Origin of the sequence: Sulfitobacter sp. AS92, from assembly GCF_038900015.1 — a bacterium.
Classification (GTDB): Bacteria; Pseudomonadota; Alphaproteobacteria; order Rhodobacterales; family Rhodobacteraceae; genus Sulfitobacter.
Window position 1 is genome coordinate 244,223 of the sequence record NZ_JBBMQL010000003.1, and the last position, 14,556, is coordinate 258,778.

Sequence of the window (14,556 nt, forward strand, 5' to 3'; positions counted from 1 at the left end):
AAAAGGACCTACGCATGTTCGACATCATCATCAAAGGCGGCACACTCCCCGATGGCCGCACCACCGACATCGGCATCAGGGGTGACAAAATCACCGCCATCGAAGACCTCTCCACCGCCGAGGCCCGCGAGACTATCGACGCCAGCGGTGACCTCGTCAGCCCACCCTTCGTCGACCCGCATTTCCACATGGACGCCGCCCTCAGCTACGGCACCCCGCGTATCAACGCCTCCGGCACGCTGCTCGAAGGCATTGGCCTCTGGGGCGAACTCAAAGAGGTCATGACCCAAGACGAGGTCAAAGCCCGCGCGCTGGAATACTGCGACTGGGCCGCCTCATTGGGCCTGCTCGCCATACGCAGCCATGTCGACACCTGTGACGACCGCCTCTTGGGCGTCGAAGCCCTGCTGGACGTGCGCGAAACCGTCAAAGACTACATCGACCTGCAACTCGTCGCCTTCCCCCAAGACGGCCTCTACCGCGACCCCACGGCGCATGAGAACACGATCCGCGCGCTCGACATGGGCGTCGACGTGGTCGGCGGCATCCCGCATTTCGAGCGCACCATGGCCGATGGCGCACGTTCCGTCACAGCACTCTGCGAACTCGCCGCCGAACGCGGCCTCATGGTCGATCTGCATTGCGACGAGACCGACGACCCCCATTCGCGTCACATCGAAACCCTCGCCTATGAAACGCAGCGCCTCGGCCTGCAGGGCAGGGTGGCCGGGTCGCACCTCACGTCGATGCATTCGATGGACAATTACTACGTCTCGAAACTGCTGCCGCTGATGGCCGAAGCTCAGGTCGCCGCGATCCCGAACCCGTTGATCAACATCACCCTGCAAGGCCGTCACGACACCTACCCGAAACGGCGCGGCCTGACCCGCGTGAAAGAGATGCAGGCGATGGGCATCGACGTCGGCTGGGGGCAGGATTGCGTCATGGACCCGTGGTATTCCATGGGCACCGGCGACATGCTCGACGTGGCCTTCATGGGGCTGCATGTGGCGCAGATGACTTCGCCGGAAGAAATGCACCGCTGCTTCGACATGGTGACAAATGTGAACGCGCGGATTCTGGGCTTGCAGGATTATGGCCTTAAGGTCGGGGCGACCGCCTCCTTGGTGGTGCTTGATGCGGGCAACCCAATTGAGGCGCTGCGCCTGCGGCCTGACCGGCTTTGCGTTGTTGCCAAAGGTCGGGTGATCTCACGTCAAACGCGAAACGATGCGCGGCTTAGCCTGCCGGGAAGACCTGACAGCGTACGACGACGCCATAGCGCGCATTCGTAAACCCATAGCGCGCCCCGACCTTTTGATCGGTCCCCCACCGGGGCCCGATTTCGCTTCTATGGCCGATTGAACTCCGTCGTGTCTCCTGCTATGTTAGCGCTAACCGCGCCAATCCGCCCGAAACAGGGCCACCGGAGGATTCATCATGACTACGAAAATTGCCATTAACGGCTTTGGCCGCATCGGACGCTGCGTACTGCGCGGGCTTATCGAGAACGGCTTTGACGGGATCGAAGTTGTCGCAATTAACGATTTGACCGATGCCGAGAACCTGCTGCACCTGCTGAAATACGACAGTATCCATGGCCGCCTGACCGTGGATGCCGAATTGAAAGACGGGAACCTGCATGTCGCAGGCCAGACCATCCGCATGACGGCAGAGCGTGACCCGGCGAAACTGCCTTGGGGCGATGTTGATGTCGCCTATGAGTGTACCGGGTTCTTCACCACGCGCGATGCGGCGGCGAAGCATCTGGAGAATGGCAGCAAGCGGGTACTGATCTCGGCCCCCGGCAAGGGTGTAGACCGCACCGTGGTTTACGGTGTGAATCATCAAGAGCTGACCGCCGAGGACGTGATCGTCTCCAACGCTTCTTGCACCACCAACTGCCTCGCCCCGGTGGCCAAAGTGCTTGACGACACCTTTGGCATCGAGACCGGCTATATGACCACGATCCACGCCTATACCGGCGACCAGCCGACCCATGACAGCCCGCACCGCGACCCGTATCGTGGCCGCGCCGCTGCCCTGTCGATGGTGCCCACCTCAACCGGTGCTGCTGCCGCGATTTCCGAAGTTATCCCGCATCTTAAAGGGGTTCTCGAAGGCTCCGCCGTGCGGGTGCCGACGGCCAATGTCTCGCTCGTTGATCTGTGCATTATGCCCAAGAAACCCGCCACGGCAGAGGCTGTGAACGCGGCGATGCAAGAGGCCGCAAATGGCGCGATGAAGGGCGTGTTGGCCTATGAGCCTGCGCCGCTGGTCTCAACCGATTTCAATCACGACCCGCATTCCTCGACCCTCGCGCCCGACCAGACCCGCGTGACTGATGGCGGCATGATCCGCGTGGTCAGCTGGTATGACAATGAATGGGGCTTCTCGAACCGTATGAACGACACGGCCCGCGCGATTGCCGCGTTGATGTAAGCCACATGGAACGCGGGGGAACCTCTCCCGCGTCCCGCTCTACAGCGAGGCCGCCGCGCGGCTCGCTTGATCGTACTGCCCCGACATCGCCCGAAGCTGCGCCGCGATCTGGCGCAATTCCTCGCCCGAGATATCGGTGCGCGGCAATCCGTCAAGGAAGCAGGCCTGCCGGATCGCGCGATAGGCTTCACAAAGATCGGCCCCCGCGGCTGAGGTGCGGTAGAACACCTCTTTACCGCGCTTTTCGGCAGTCAGTAGTTCAGCCTTCACCAATTTGCGCAGCGCGTAGTTCACCGTATGCGTGTCTTCGATGTTGAGCAGAAAACAGATATCCGTTAGCCGTTTTTCCCGGCCCCGGTGGTTGGCGTTGTGCAGTACGAGGATTTCCAGCGGCGTCAAATCCCCATTACCCGCTGCGGCCATGCAGCGCGACATCCAGCGGGTGAAGGCGTTATAGGCGATGATCATCCCGTATTCGAGCTCAGAGGCTTCCCAGCCTTCGCCCTCGGCCAAATGCCGCGAAGAGACGATCCGCCGTGACGGGGTGGGGGGGACTTCTTCCGACATGGGCTGCCTCCGGCTATTTGACCTGAATAACGTTACCAAGACGCTGGCGATTTACAAGCGTTCCGGGTGCCAGTGCCCGATTGGCGCATGAAGATCAATTTGCAACAGATTGAATTGCCACGTTCTTGACGTCTTCCGCGGGGGCAGAGGCTTTGCTAGGCTGGCGTTAATAAAAACACGAGGCAGGCAGAGCAGTAATGAAAACGGGCTTTCGAGGCACGTTTGTCATCAGCTGGTCGCAAACAGAGATCGACGGTCTGGAGGCCGCACCGGTGCAGTCGCTCGAACTGGGCTCTGCTTGGGCGTGGCGCGGGGATACTATCCGTGTGGATGGGCCGAATGATGTATTGCGGCTGGATATGGCGGACGGGGCGGAGCAGCTGCGCAAACGCGCGGCCCGCATGGTGCAACGCCTTATCGGCGTTGCGTTGGAGGAGGGGGGCGTGATGCCACCCAAAGCTCTGCGGGACGACCATACCGCCCCACCGCTCGACAACAGCTTCATGGTCACCAATGGCGCGCAGACCTACACGGTTACGCTGATTGACGCAGGCCAAGGCCGGACGCCGCTGTTGATGTTTATCGATGAACTGCCGCCGCGTGATTGCGAGCTTTGGGTGATGCACAGTACGCTTAAACTGATGCGCAATGCGCAGTCAGGGGCCGACAGCGGTGGGGTTATCTGCTTTACCCCCGGCACCCGCATTCGCACCCCCTTGGGCAGCGCCTTAATTGAAGACCTGCGTGAGGGCGATTTGATCCAAACCAAAGACAACGGCGCGCAGCCGCTCGAATGGATCGGCAGCCGCCGCATGAGCGGGGCGCGGCTGCATGCCATGCCTCATCTGCGCCCCGTCAGGTTTCGCCCCGGCGCGTTGGGGATCGCGCAGCCAGACGCTTCACTGCTGGTCTCACCGGATCACCGGATCGTGCTGAAAGGCCCGCAGGCCCGTGATTTGTTCAACTGTGACGAAGTATTGGTCGCGGCCAAGGATTTGATCAACGGGCGCAGCGTGGCCAGCGATATGTCCCTGCGCGAGGTGACCTATATCCATGTGCTGCTGGCCGAGCATCAGGTCTTGTGGGCCAATGGAGTGGAAACCGAGAGCTTCCATCCGGCCTCCGCCTCGCTTACCAGCCTCGGCGCGCAGGACCGGGCGCGGCTTTTGGCGGCGCATCCGGGCTTGGAGGTTGATCCACACATTTACGGCGGGTTCGCGCGGCGCAATCTCAGCACGTCTGAGGCGGCGATCTTGCGGCATGTGGCATAAGGGCCGGGCGCTGACGCCCGACCTCGCGTTTGGGGTTTAGCTCTCGGCTTCTTCTTTGATCAGCGCCGCGATAATCGCTCGCGCGCTTTCTGAATCCCATTCCGCATCGCCCTGCAACCGGGCGATCTCGCGCCCCTCGCGGTCGAGCAGCACGCTAATCGGCAGGCCGAAAACGCCCATCTGGCTGGCGAGCTTCTGCTTCGGGTCTTGGTGGCGCGGCAGGCTGTCGACCCCGGCTTCTTCAAAGAAACGCGTGATTCCCTCGGGCGAATTACGGCCCGTGGCGATGGTCAGCACCTGAAAATCATCGCCGCCGAATTCCTTTTGCAGCGCGTTCAGTTGCGGCATTTCCTTGCGGCAAGGCGCGCACCATGTGGCCCAGAAGTTCACCAGCACGATCTTACCTTCGTAATCCGTCAGCGACATTGCCTCGCCATCATCTTCACGCTCGAAAGTCACGTCAGATGCCGCCTGCGGCGCATCGTGGATCACGAGTTTCTTCATATCCCCTTCGCGCAGCCCTGCGATGTCAGCTGTTCCGGCAAGGGCGGGGTTTGCACCTGCGACAAGCAGCGTATAAACGAAGCCAAGCACGAGATTTTTCATACGTCCCTCCAAGGGTATTCAACATGACCGACACGACCTCAAACAAAATGTGGGGTGGCCGTTTCGCCGCCGGACCGGACGCGATCATGGAGGCGATCAACGCCTCGATCGGGTTCGACAAACGGATGGCCGCACAAGACATCGCCGGGTCGCGTGCCCATGCCGCCATGCTGGCAGCCACGGGCATCCTGACTGATAGCGATGCTGACGCGATACGGGAAGGGCTTCTCACGATCTTGTCAGAGATCGAAGAGGGCCGGTTCGAGTTCTCGGCAGCCCTTGAAGACATCCACATGAACGTCGAGGCGCGGTTGAAAGACCTGATCGGTGAGCCCGCAGGCCGCTTGCACACGGGCCGCAGCCGGAACGACCAAGTCGCCACCGATTTCAAACTCTGGGTGCGCGACCAGTTGGACGCCGCCGACGAGGGGCTCCAAGCCCTGATCCGCGCGCTTTTGTCTCAGGCCGACGCGGGGGCCGACTGGGTCATGCCCGGTTTCACTCATCTGCAAACCGCGCAGCCCGTGACATGGGGCCATCACATGATGGCCTATGTCGAGATGTTTGGCCGCGACCTGTCGCGTTTCCGCGATGCCCGCAAACGGATGAACGAATGCCCCTTGGGGGCCGCCGCTTTGGCTGGCACGTCCTTCCCGATCGATCGCGACATGACGGCAGAGGCACTTGGCTTTGACCGCCCCGCCGCCAACAGCCTCGACGCCGTCAGCGACCGCGACTTCGCGCTGGAGTTCATGGGCGCCGCCAGCATCTGCGCCATGCACCTGTCGCGCTTTGCCGAAGAACTGGTGATCTGGTCCTCGGCACAGTTCCGTTTCGTGGCGCTGTCGGACCGCTTCTCGACCGGCTCCTCGATCATGCCGCAAAAGAAAAACCCCGACGCCGCCGAGCTGATCCGCGCTAAAGTGGGCCGCATCTTCGGCGCGAACACCGCGCTGATGATCGTGATGAAGGGGCTGCCGCTGGCCTATTCCAAGGACATGCAGGAAGACAAGGAGCAGGTCTTTGACGCCGCCGACAACCTGATGCTGGCGCTTGCCGCGATGACCGGGATGGTCGGCGACATGACCGCTGAGCGTGAGAACCTCGCCGCCGCTGCGGGCTCGGGTTTCTCCACCGCCACCGATCTGGCCGACTGGCTGGTGCGGGTGCCGAACCTGCCGTTCCGCGATGCGCATCACGTGACCGGCACGCTGGTCGCTATGGCCGAGGCGCAGGGCTGTGATCTGCCCGACCTCACGCTGGAGCAGATGCAATCGGTCCATGCCGAGATCACGCAGGAAATTTTCGATGTGCTTGGCGTCGATAACTCGGTAAACTCTCGCATGTCCTATGGCGGCACCGCCCCTGCGCAGGTGCGTGCCCAAGTTGAGCGTTGGAAGGAAATCCTGAAGTGAAACGCAGCCTTGCGATCCTTTCCCTGCTGAGCCTTACCGCCTGCGGTACGGATGGCGAACCGGTGCAGCCCACCGCCAGCAGCACGATCACCATGTCGTCGTCGGGCGTCTCGGTCGGCACCGCTGTAGGCCTGCGACGCGGGCCATTTTCGCTCGCCCTCGGGCTGGGCGGGTGAGGCCGCTTTTGCATGTCACGCTGGTGGCCGGCGCGCTCACCTTGGCCGCTTGCACCCCGCCGCAGTCTTCCGCACGCCAAGATGCGTCGACACCATCAGCCGAACCGGGGATCAGCCTGTCAGGCTATGCCACCGTCGGCGTGGTACGGAACTTTTAAGATGTCGCCGCTGCGCATGCTCTACCTCGCCCTCGCGGTCTGGGGCACGATCCATCCGATGTATTACTTCATCACGTGGTTCAACGCCGAAGGCTGGAGCCTGAGCGCTATGGTCGATGCGTGGCACGCCAATGCCGCCGCCAGCGGGCTGGTCTGGGATCTGACCATCGCTGCCGTGTCTTTGACCATTTGGATCATCGCCGAGGTCGCCGTGCGCCGGAATTTCCTCAGCTTGATTGCCATTCCCGCCACGTTCTGTATTGGGGTGAGCTGTGGCCTGCCGCTCTATCTGTTCCTGCGGACAGCGCCGATTAAATAGAGCCGGGACGATATAAGGCGACGCGCAGATGGATCATTTTCTCTATAAAGACGGTGTGTTGCATGCCGAAGACGTAAGTTTGGCCGAGATCGCCGCCGCTGTCGGCACGCCGGTCTATGTCTATTCCACCGCGACGCTGCTGCGCCACTTCCACCTGTTTGACGACGCGCTCTCGGGCATGGACCATCTGGTCTGCTACGCGATGAAGGCCAACTCCAACCAAGCCGTGTTGCGCACGCTGGCGCAGGCGGGCGCGGGGATGGATGTGGTGTCGGGCGGGGAATACCGCCGTGCCAAGGCGGCTGGCGTGCCGGGCGACAAGATCGTCTTTTCCGGCGTCGGCAAAACCCGCGAAGAGATCGAATTGGCCCTGACGGGCGGTATCCGGCAGTTCAACGTCGAGAGCGAGCCGGAGATGATCCTGCTTGATATCGTGGCGCGCGAGCTGGGCAAGGTCGCCCCGATCACCATCCGCGTGAACCCGGACGTGGATGCCAAGACCCACGCCAAGATCGCCACCGGCAAGAGCGAAAACAAGTTCGGCATCCCGATTGCACGCGCCCGTGAGGTCTATGCCATGGCCGCCACGCTGCCGGGGTTGGAGATCATCGGCATCGATGTGCATATCGGCAGCCAGTTGACCGATCTTGCCCCATTTGAGCAGGCCTATGGCAAGGTGGCGGAACTGACTGAAGTGCTGCGCGCCGATGGGCATAACATCCGGCGGCTGGACCTTGGGGGCGGGCTTGGCATTCCTTATGAGCGGTCGAACACCGCGCCACCGCTGCCGACGGATTATGGCGCCATGGTGCAGCGCACGCTGGGGCATCTGGATTGCGAGATTGAGATTGAGCCGGGGCGCTTGATTGCCGGGAACGCAGGTGTCTTAGTGAGTGAGGTGATCTACCTCAAATCCGGAGAAGGTCGCGATTTCCTGATCCTTGATGCCGCGATGAACGATCTGATCCGCCCGGCGATGTATGACGCATGGCATGATATCGTGCCCCTCAATGAACCCGCACCGGGGGTCGAACCGCGCCCTGTCGATATCGTCGGCCCGGTTTGCGAATCCGGCGATACCTTTGCCAAGCAGCGGATGATGCCCACGCTCGGTTCTGGCGATCTGGTGGCCTTCCGCTCTGCCGGAGCCTACGGCGCGGTGATGAGCAGCGAATATAATTCGCGCCCGCTCATCCCTGAAGTTTTGGTCAACGGCGATCAATTCGCGGTTATCCGCCCACGGCCAAGCTTTGACGAAATGATAAACCGCGATACCATCCCTGAATGGCTCTGACGGCATCCCGCCGCCGGAGCGCGGGAGCGTGACGCATGAAGGCATCCACTGACAGGACAGACGGGCTGCGCGCGCTGCGCTGGCCCTTGCGGCTGACCTGGGGGGGGATGCTGGCTGAAGCGCTGGTACAGGCGCTTTGGCCGATGCTGACGCTATGTCTCGCCGTACTGGCGCTGCTGATGATGGGGGCGCAGGACAGTCTGGGCGGTGATCTGCTTTGGGGTGTGCTGGTCGCTGTTGGTCTACTTTTTCTCGGCACATTGTTTTTCGCGCTGCGGCGCTTTCGTATTCCCTCGCAGGCCGAAGCCTTGGCGCGCCTGGATGCCAGCCTGCCGGGGCGGCCCATTCGGGCGCTTTTGGACGACCAGGCGATTGGTGGGGGCGATGCGGCCTCGGCAGCGGTCTGGCAGGCCCATCAGAAACGTATGGCCGCGCGGGCGGCAACGGCCAAGCCGGTGAAGGGTGATCTGCGGGTCGCGCCATCCGATCCCTATGCGCTGCGTTATGTGGCGCTTTTGGCTTTTGTGGTGGCACTGGTCTTTGGCTCGGTCTGGCGGCTGGGTGAGGTGACACAGCTTACACCAGGCGGGGCGGGCGGTGCGCTGGCCTCTGGTCCGGTTTGGGAAGGTTGGGCAGAACCGCCGCGCCATACGGGCAAGCCGACACTTTATTTGAATGATCTCGAGGCGGGGGCGCTGTCGCTTCCGGCGGGGACGCTGATCACCCTGCGGCTTTACGGCGAGGTTGGCGCGTTGACCGTGGCGGAAAGTGTTTCGGGCCGTGATGCCGAGCCGGGCGCGGAAACGGCGCAGAATTTCACCCTGCGCCAAAGCGGAGAGATCGCCATCGAAGGGCCGGGCGCGCGGGCATGGCAGATCACAATGCTGCCCGACGCCGCCCCGCAAATTGAGCGGCAAGGCCCGCCCGAAGTTACGGCCTTGGGCGAAATGAGCCTGCCTTTCATCGCGCGGGATGACTATGGCGTCGAAGCGGGTGAGGCGCGGATCAGCCTTGATCTGGCCTCTGTTGACCGCCGCTATGGGCTGACCATCGACCCTGACGCGCGGCCCGAGATTGTTGTGCCCCTGCCCATGCCGATCACGGGCGATCGGCGGCAGTTCGAAGAAAATCTGATTGAGAATTTCTCGAAGCATCCATGGGCCAATCTGCCGGTGTCCCTTGAGCTTTCCGTGCTCGACGCCGCCGAACAGAAAGCCGCGACTGAGCCAAGCCAATTGACCTTGCCGGGGCGGCGCTTCTTTGATCCGGCGGCAGCAGCGGTTATCGAAATGCGTCGCGATCTTTTGTGGTCGCGGGCCAATGCGCCACGCATCGCGCAGGTACTCCGGGCTGTGACCTATGCGCCGGGGGAGGATCTGCGCTCGGATGTCACGGTTCTACGGCTCAAGCAAATGATCCGCCGTCTGGAAATCCGGGCGCGCTTTGGGTTGGACGAAGAGGTCCAGACCGAGATGGCCGAAGACCTCTGGGCGCTGGCGATCGAACTGGAGGAAGGCGTGCTGGCCGATGCGCTGGCGCGGATGCGTCGCGCGCAGGATCGGCTGAATGAGGCGATGAAAAACGGTGCCTCACAGGCCGAGATTGCCGAACTGATGGAAGAGCTGCGCCGCGCCACCGAAGAGTACTTAGAGCAACTCCAGCGCCAACAGGCACAGGAGGGCGAGGGCGAAGGCCAGCAGCCCCAAGGCGAGTCCATGCAGATGACCCAAGACGATCTGCAACGCATGATGGACCGCATTCAGGAGTTGATGGAGCAGGGCCGCATGGCCGAAGCTGCTGAGGCGCTGCGTCAGTTGCAGGAAATGATGGAGAACATGCGCGTCACCCAAGGCCAGCCGGGCGAGGGCGGCAATTCACCGGGTGAACAGGCGATGGAGGGTCTCTCGGAAACCCTGCGCGAGCAACAGGGGCTGAGCGATCAGGCCTTCCGCGACCTGCAAGAGCAGTTCAACCCCGGCACGGGCGCGGGTGAGAATGAAGGCAACGAGGGCCGCAATGGTGGTCAGGGGCGTGGTCAGAGCCATGAGGGCCAGCAAGGGCAGGGCGGCCAATCCGGCGAAGAGGGCGCCGAAGAAGGACTGGCCGGGCGTCAGCAAGCGCTGCGCGACGAGCTGCGCCGTCAGGAAGGCCGTCTGCCGGGGCAAGGCACGCCCGAGGGCGATGCCGCGCGCGAGGCGCTAGAGGGTGCCGGAGAGGCGATGGACCGCGCCGGCGACGCCCTGCGCCGCGATGAGTTGGCCGAGGCGATCGACAACCAAGCGCAGGCCATGGAAGCGCTGCGCGAGGGGATGCGGTCGCTTGGCGATGCGATGGAGCAAGAGCAGGGCGAGGGCCAACCCGGCCAAGGCACTGCCGAGGGCGACCGCCGGGCCGAGGCGCGCGATCCGCTGGGCCGCGAGCAGGGGGGCAATGGGGCCAATAGCTCGGACGCGCCGCTGGCTCAGGGTCCTGACGATCAGGGCCGCGCGCGGCGTCTGCTGGACGAAATCCGCCGCCGCTCGGGCGAGGCAGAGCGGCCAGAGGTTGAGCGGGATTACCTCAACAGACTGTTGGATCGGTTCTAGGCGGGGTTAGCCCTGCGATTGGGTCGCCACGGTGTCAAGCCAGACAAGCAGGTCTTGCAGCTGCCCGTCCAACCAAATCCGCGCGTCATCCATCCACGCCACATAGGACGACAGGTAAGGATCGGCCTGCGGCAATGATTGCGCAATCTGCGGCGCATAGACATAAACCGCCGCCAAGATGGCCGCCAAGGCGATCATCAAGACGAAACCACGCGTGAATCCTCCCGACTTGCGCGTGCTCTCGGGGCTGTCGAGCGCGGCCGTCGGTGTTGGCCCCGCATGCTGGCCTTGGTTGCGATCATGGCGCAGGGTCGAGTTGATCTCTTCGATATCGGGCAGCAGGTCGCGGCGCGAGGCGCTGCCGTAGGCTTCGCTCTCGGGGACTGGCTCCCCCCGCATCTTGGCCATGCGCAGCCTGGCATCATGGGCGCGGCGGGCATCCTCATCCGCGGGCACATGGTCCGCTTCGGCAATGTCGGGCCGGGGGTCTTTTGGGGGTTCAGCGCGGGGGGCGTCATCAAGGCCCAAATCCGGCTGGGTTTCCAGTGGGTCTGACTGACGCTTGCGGCGGGCATCTTGCTCTGCTGCCGCCTCCTGACGCAGGATTTCGGCGATGGCCGGATCCAGCGGGCGTCTCATGGGTGCAGTTGCGGTGGGCGCGGCGGTCGGGCGCTGCGCCTCCTCCTCTGGCTCGAAATCATAGCCATCGTCGAAGGCCGCGTCATCGTCAAAAGACCCGTCATCTTCGAGGCTATCGTTCTCGTAATCCTCATCCCCGAACGGCTGGAGATCAGGCAAGCTATTGGCTGCCTTTTCTTCGTTACCCGCATCGTCGGTTGCGCGTTGCTTCATATGCATCACGTCATCGTCGTAATCCGGGTCATCGTAGTCTGGGTCGTGGTAGCCTGTGTCGTTGCCGTCCGAATGAGCGCGCTCAGGACTGTCATCCTCTGGGTAATCTTCTTCTGGCGCATTGTCGGGATGATACTGAAACCACGTCTGCCCGCAGTTGGAACATTGCACGTCACGCCCCGCTACCGGCATCACTTCGTCGGGGACTTCGTATTGCGCGTCGCAGTTTGGGCAGATCAGCCGCATGGTCATTCCTGGGTTCGTTCGGTGCTCTCGGATCGTAACGGACAGCATATGTCCTAGAATAACGTAGGAAAAGTGATATCTGGACAGGGTGCTAGGGTTCTGGGTGATTGAATCCTTTCCGGTGCTGAGGCACAACAGGTCGAAGTGTTTTAAGGTGGATGCGTGATAGAGCTCGAAAATGTGGCCTACAGCTATGGCGGGGGCGAACTGCTGTCCGACATCACGCTGAAACTTGCCCCCGGATCGTTTCATTTCCTCACCGGCCCATCGGGCACGGGCAAGACCACATTGATGAAGCTCTGCTACGGCGCTCTGCTGCCCACGGCAGGGCACCTGCGGATGTTCGGGGCCGATGTCCGCGGGCTGGGGCGCGATGACATTGCGCTCATGCGCCGCCGCGTTGGTGTGGTGCATCAGGACGTAAAATTCCTCGACCATCTGCCGTTGACCGAAAATATCGCGCTGCCACTGAACGTCTCAGGCCGTCAGGCCGAGGCCGGAGGCACGGATTTGGAAGAGTTGATGTCTTGGGTTGGCCTGACCCACCGCGCCGATGCCCTGCCGCCCGAGCTATCTGGCGGGGAGCGGCAGCGTGCGGCCCTGGCGCGCGCAGTGATTATGTCGCCAGACGTGATTTTGGCGGATGAACCGACCGGCAACATTGATTGGGAGATGTCCCAACGCCTGCTGCGCCTGCTGATCGAGTTGAACCGCATGGGCAAGACCGTGTTGATTGCCACCCATGACCTTGGCCTGATCCGCGCCACCAAGGCGCATGTGCAAGCGCGGGTGTTGCGCATCGCCAATCGGCGCATTCAATTGGCGGGGGCGGATTTGTGAAGCGTTTCGACATGGGCGCCTTTCGCGCGATTTTCAAAGGCGACAGACAGGCGGACCGTGTGGTGCCGCCGTCGGGGTTCACTGCGCAGTTAACGTTGTTCGCCGCGGGTGCGATGGCCTTCTTGGCGGTCTTTGCCTTGGCGCTGTCGCTGGCGTCGGGCCGTTTGGCGCAGGTTTGGGGGCAGGAGTTGGCGCAGTCGGCTACAGTGCGTATCGTGGCTCCGCTGGATCAACGCGCAGCGCAGACTGAGGCGGCGTTGAAACTTTTGCAGACGACCAAGGGCGTGGCTTCGGCCCGCGCGTTGACGGATGCAGAACAGGAAGAACTGCTCGCCCCATGGTTTGGCCCCGAATTGGCGATGGAAAACCTGCCGGTGCCGCGTTTGATCGAAGTGGTTGAGGAAGGCGAGGGGCTGGACCCCGTCGGCCTGCGCCTGCGTCTGTCCGCTGAAGTGCCGGGAGCCGTGCTGGACGACCACAGCCGCTGGCGCGCGCCGCTGGTTGCCGCGGCAAGCCGTTTGCGGCTGTTGGGGTGGATCTCGACCCTGCTGATCGGGGCGGCGGTGGCGGCGATGGTCACCTTGGCGGCACAGGCCGCGCTGGCGGCAAATGCGCAGGTGATCGCCGTGCTGCGGTTGGTGGGGGCGACCGATGACTATATCGCTCGCGCCTTCATTCGCCGTTTCACCCTGCGCGCGCTTTTAGGGGCGGCGGCGGGCACGGTTCTGGGCGTGGTGGCGGTCGTCCTATTGCCCGACGCAGGCGAAGCGGGCGGTTTTCTGACCGGTTTGGGCTTTCGCGGCTGGCATTGGGTGGTGCCGCTTCTGGTGCCGCTGTTGGTCGGCGCAGTGGCCTTCGCCGCCACCGGAGCTGCCGCGCGGCGCACATTGAGGGAACTAACATGAAGCTGCTGCAGTGGATCCGCTCGATCCTCTATATCGTGCAGGTGACCGTGGCCATGCCGGTGATCGGGTTGGCCTTCGCACCCTGGGCGATGTTCTCCAAACGTGGGGCGTATCGGGCCTGCAAGGCCTATGCCGCTTGGGCCATGTGGTCGGCGCGCTGGCTGATCGGGTTGCGCTGCGAAGTGCGTGGCACGGTGCCTGATGGCGAGGTGCTGGTGGCGGCGAAGCACCAATCGTTTCTGGATATCTTGATAATTTTTCACGCCTTGCCGCGGGCGAAGTTCATCATGAAACGCGAAGTGCTTTGGACCCCGGTGATCGGGCAATATGCCAAACGGATGGGCATGATTGCCGTTAACCGTGGCAAGCGCGGACAGGCGATTACCAAGATGATGGCCGACGTGAACGCCGGTCGGGTCGAGCCGGGGCAGTTGGTGATCTATTCCCAAGGAACCCGCGTTGCCCCGGGCCTGAGCGCGCCTTACAAGGTCGGCACAGCGGTGCTTTATGACCAAATGGGGCAGGTCTGTGTACCTGTGGCGACCAACGCGGGCCACTTCTGGCCGCGTCGGGGGCTGTACCGCAAGCCGGGTCTGGCGGTCGTCGAGTTTCTTGAACCGATCCAGCCGGGGTTGGACAAGCGTGCTTTCATGGCGCGCTTGGAAGAAGAGGTGGAGAGCCGTTCTAATGCGTTGCTGCATGAAGCTGGGTGGCGGCCTGCGTTGAAGACCTGACATAAGCAATATGGGTCGGATGGTCGCAAGCCGGGCGGTGCTTTCTAACACCACCTGTGGGCCTGCACCGTCCACCACACCTTATCGGCACGGCAGCACTGCGGCAGAAGCCTTTACTCGGCGGATCAGAAATTCACGTATGTGGG

The 14,556-nt window shown here is 62.7% G+C and carries 15 protein-coding genes; 12 read left to right on the top strand and 3 right to left on the bottom strand.

Going from position 1 to position 14,556, the window contains the following annotated elements; genetic code table 11:
• The first annotated feature begins 14 nt into the window (after positions 1–14).
• Both WNY61_RS07320 and gap read left to right on the top strand, forming a co-directional pair.
• Positions 15–1,295, top strand: coding sequence for an amidohydrolase family protein (locus tag WNY61_RS07320; RefSeq protein ID WP_342850818.1), 1,281 nt, complete (start codon positions 15–17; stop codon positions 1,293–1,295).
• A 145-nt stretch (positions 1,296–1,440) separates the two neighbouring features.
• Positions 1,441–2,442 carry a type I glyceraldehyde-3-phosphate dehydrogenase gene (gene gap / locus WNY61_RS07325; RefSeq protein ID WP_342850819.1) on the top strand — a complete coding sequence of 334 codons (1,002 nt, stop codon included), beginning with the start codon at positions 1,441–1,443 and terminating at the stop codon, positions 2,440–2,442.
• A 39-nt stretch (positions 2,443–2,481) separates the two neighbouring features.
• Here gap and WNY61_RS07330 read toward each other — a convergent pair whose 3' ends face one another.
• A complete protein-coding gene (locus tag WNY61_RS07330) occupies positions 2,482–3,009 on the bottom strand; it encodes a winged helix DNA-binding protein (protein ID WP_259948005.1) in 528 nt (175 codons plus the stop codon).
• A 197-nt stretch (positions 3,010–3,206) separates the two neighbouring features.
• Between WNY61_RS07330 and WNY61_RS07335 the strand changes: the two genes are divergently transcribed.
• Positions 3,207–4,280, top strand: coding sequence for a Hint domain-containing protein (locus tag WNY61_RS07335; protein WP_342850820.1), 1,074 nt, complete (start codon positions 3,207–3,209; stop codon positions 4,278–4,280).
• 36 nt (positions 4,281–4,316) lie between these two features.
• Here the strand turns inward: WNY61_RS07335 and WNY61_RS07340 are convergent, their stop codons facing one another.
• Positions 4,317–4,886, bottom strand: coding sequence for a TlpA disulfide reductase family protein (locus WNY61_RS07340; RefSeq protein WP_342850821.1), 570 nt, complete (start codon positions 4,884–4,886; stop codon positions 4,317–4,319).
• Positions 4,887–4,909: 23 nt separating this feature from the next.
• Here WNY61_RS07340 and argH point away from each other — a divergent pair, with 23 nt between their 5' ends.
• The 6 genes from argH to WNY61_RS07370 are packed head-to-tail and all read left to right on the top strand — an operon-like array spanning position 4,910 to position 10,833.
• Positions 4,910–6,301, top strand: coding sequence for an argininosuccinate lyase (gene argH / locus WNY61_RS07345; RefSeq protein WP_342850822.1), 1,392 nt, complete (start codon positions 4,910–4,912; stop codon positions 6,299–6,301).
• The gene (locus WNY61_RS07350) at positions 6,298–6,477 is read left to right on the top strand and encodes a hypothetical protein (protein WP_342850823.1); all 180 of its coding nucleotides are present in this window, start codon (positions 6,298–6,300) and stop codon (positions 6,475–6,477) included. Before argH ends, WNY61_RS07350 begins: the two co-directional genes overlap by 4 nt.
• Positions 6,474–6,635, top strand: a complete 162-nt coding sequence (locus tag WNY61_RS07355; protein ID WP_342850824.1) for a hypothetical protein — start codon at positions 6,474–6,476, stop codon at positions 6,633–6,635. The genes WNY61_RS07350 and WNY61_RS07355 overlap by 4 nt, the downstream gene beginning before the upstream one ends.
• Before the next feature lies 1 nt (position 6,636).
• Positions 6,637–6,954: a DUF2834 domain-containing protein gene (locus tag WNY61_RS07360; RefSeq protein ID WP_342850825.1), complete on the top strand. Its 318-nt coding sequence runs from the start codon at positions 6,637–6,639 to the stop codon at positions 6,952–6,954.
• A gap of 28 nt (positions 6,955–6,982) precedes the next feature.
• Positions 6,983–8,248, top strand: a complete 1,266-nt coding sequence (gene lysA, locus WNY61_RS07365; RefSeq protein ID WP_342850826.1) for a diaminopimelate decarboxylase — start codon at positions 6,983–6,985, stop codon at positions 8,246–8,248.
• Positions 8,249–8,283: 35 nt separating this feature from the next.
• Positions 8,284–10,833, top strand: coding sequence for a DUF4175 domain-containing protein (locus tag WNY61_RS07370; protein ID WP_342850827.1), 2,550 nt, complete (start codon positions 8,284–8,286; stop codon positions 10,831–10,833).
• 6 nt (positions 10,834–10,839) lie between these two features.
• Here WNY61_RS07370 and WNY61_RS07375 read toward each other — a convergent pair whose 3' ends face one another.
• Complete coding sequence (locus tag WNY61_RS07375; RefSeq protein WP_342850828.1) at positions 10,840–11,931, bottom strand: zinc-ribbon domain-containing protein; 1,092 nt, start codon at positions 11,929–11,931, stop codon at positions 10,840–10,842.
• A gap of 162 nt (positions 11,932–12,093) precedes the next feature.
• Between WNY61_RS07375 and WNY61_RS07380 the strand changes: the two genes are divergently transcribed.
• Genes WNY61_RS07380 through WNY61_RS07390 form a run of 3 tightly spaced genes read left to right on the top strand, consistent with a single transcriptional unit; the run spans position 12,094 to position 14,410 of the window.
• Positions 12,094–12,771 (top strand): ATP-binding cassette domain-containing protein, encoded by a 678-nt coding sequence (locus WNY61_RS07380; protein ID WP_317389817.1) that lies wholly within the window; start codon positions 12,094–12,096, stop codon positions 12,769–12,771.
• Positions 12,772–12,782: 11 nt separating this feature from the next.
• Complete coding sequence (locus tag WNY61_RS07385; protein ID WP_342851104.1) at positions 12,783–13,676, top strand: FtsX-like permease family protein; 894 nt, start codon at positions 12,783–12,785, stop codon at positions 13,674–13,676.
• Positions 13,673–14,410: a lysophospholipid acyltransferase family protein gene (locus WNY61_RS07390; protein WP_342850829.1), complete on the top strand. Its 738-nt coding sequence runs from the start codon at positions 13,673–13,675 to the stop codon at positions 14,408–14,410. Before WNY61_RS07385 ends, WNY61_RS07390 begins: the two co-directional genes overlap by 4 nt.
• Positions 14,411–14,556 lie beyond the last annotated feature (146 nt).

Excerpts from the sequence above, each read along its gene's own strand:
- WNY61_RS07335 (WP_342850820.1), top strand. The coding sequence starts at position 3,207 with ATGAAAACGGGCTTTCGAGGCACGTTTGTCATCAGCTGGTCGCAAACA.
- WNY61_RS07385 (WP_342851104.1), top strand. The coding sequence starts at position 12,783 with ATGGGCGCCTTTCGCGCGATTTTCAAAGGCGACAGACAGGCGGACCGT.
- WNY61_RS07320 (WP_342850818.1), top strand. The coding sequence starts at position 15 with ATGTTCGACATCATCATCAAAGGCGGCACACTCCCCGATGGCCGCACC.
- lysA (WP_342850826.1), top strand. The coding sequence starts at position 6,983 with ATGGATCATTTTCTCTATAAAGACGGTGTGTTGCATGCCGAAGACGTA.
- WNY61_RS07375 (WP_342850828.1), bottom strand. The coding sequence starts at position 11,931 with ATGCGGCTGATCTGCCCAAACTGCGACGCGCAATACGAAGTCCCCGAC.
- WNY61_RS07340 (WP_342850821.1), bottom strand. The coding sequence starts at position 4,886 with ATGAAAAATCTCGTGCTTGGCTTCGTTTATACGCTGCTTGTCGCAGGT.
- WNY61_RS07360 (WP_342850825.1), top strand. The coding sequence starts at position 6,637 with ATGTCGCCGCTGCGCATGCTCTACCTCGCCCTCGCGGTCTGGGGCACG.
- gap (WP_342850819.1), top strand. The coding sequence starts at position 1,441 with ATGACTACGAAAATTGCCATTAACGGCTTTGGCCGCATCGGACGCTGC.
- WNY61_RS07370 (WP_342850827.1), top strand. The coding sequence starts at position 8,284 with ATGAAGGCATCCACTGACAGGACAGACGGGCTGCGCGCGCTGCGCTGG.
- argH (WP_342850822.1), top strand. The coding sequence starts at position 4,910 with ATGACCGACACGACCTCAAACAAAATGTGGGGTGGCCGTTTCGCCGCC.
- WNY61_RS07330 (WP_259948005.1), bottom strand. The coding sequence starts at position 3,009 with ATGTCGGAAGAAGTCCCCCCCACCCCGTCACGGCGGATCGTCTCTTCG.
- WNY61_RS07390 (WP_342850829.1), top strand. The coding sequence starts at position 13,673 with ATGAAGCTGCTGCAGTGGATCCGCTCGATCCTCTATATCGTGCAGGTG.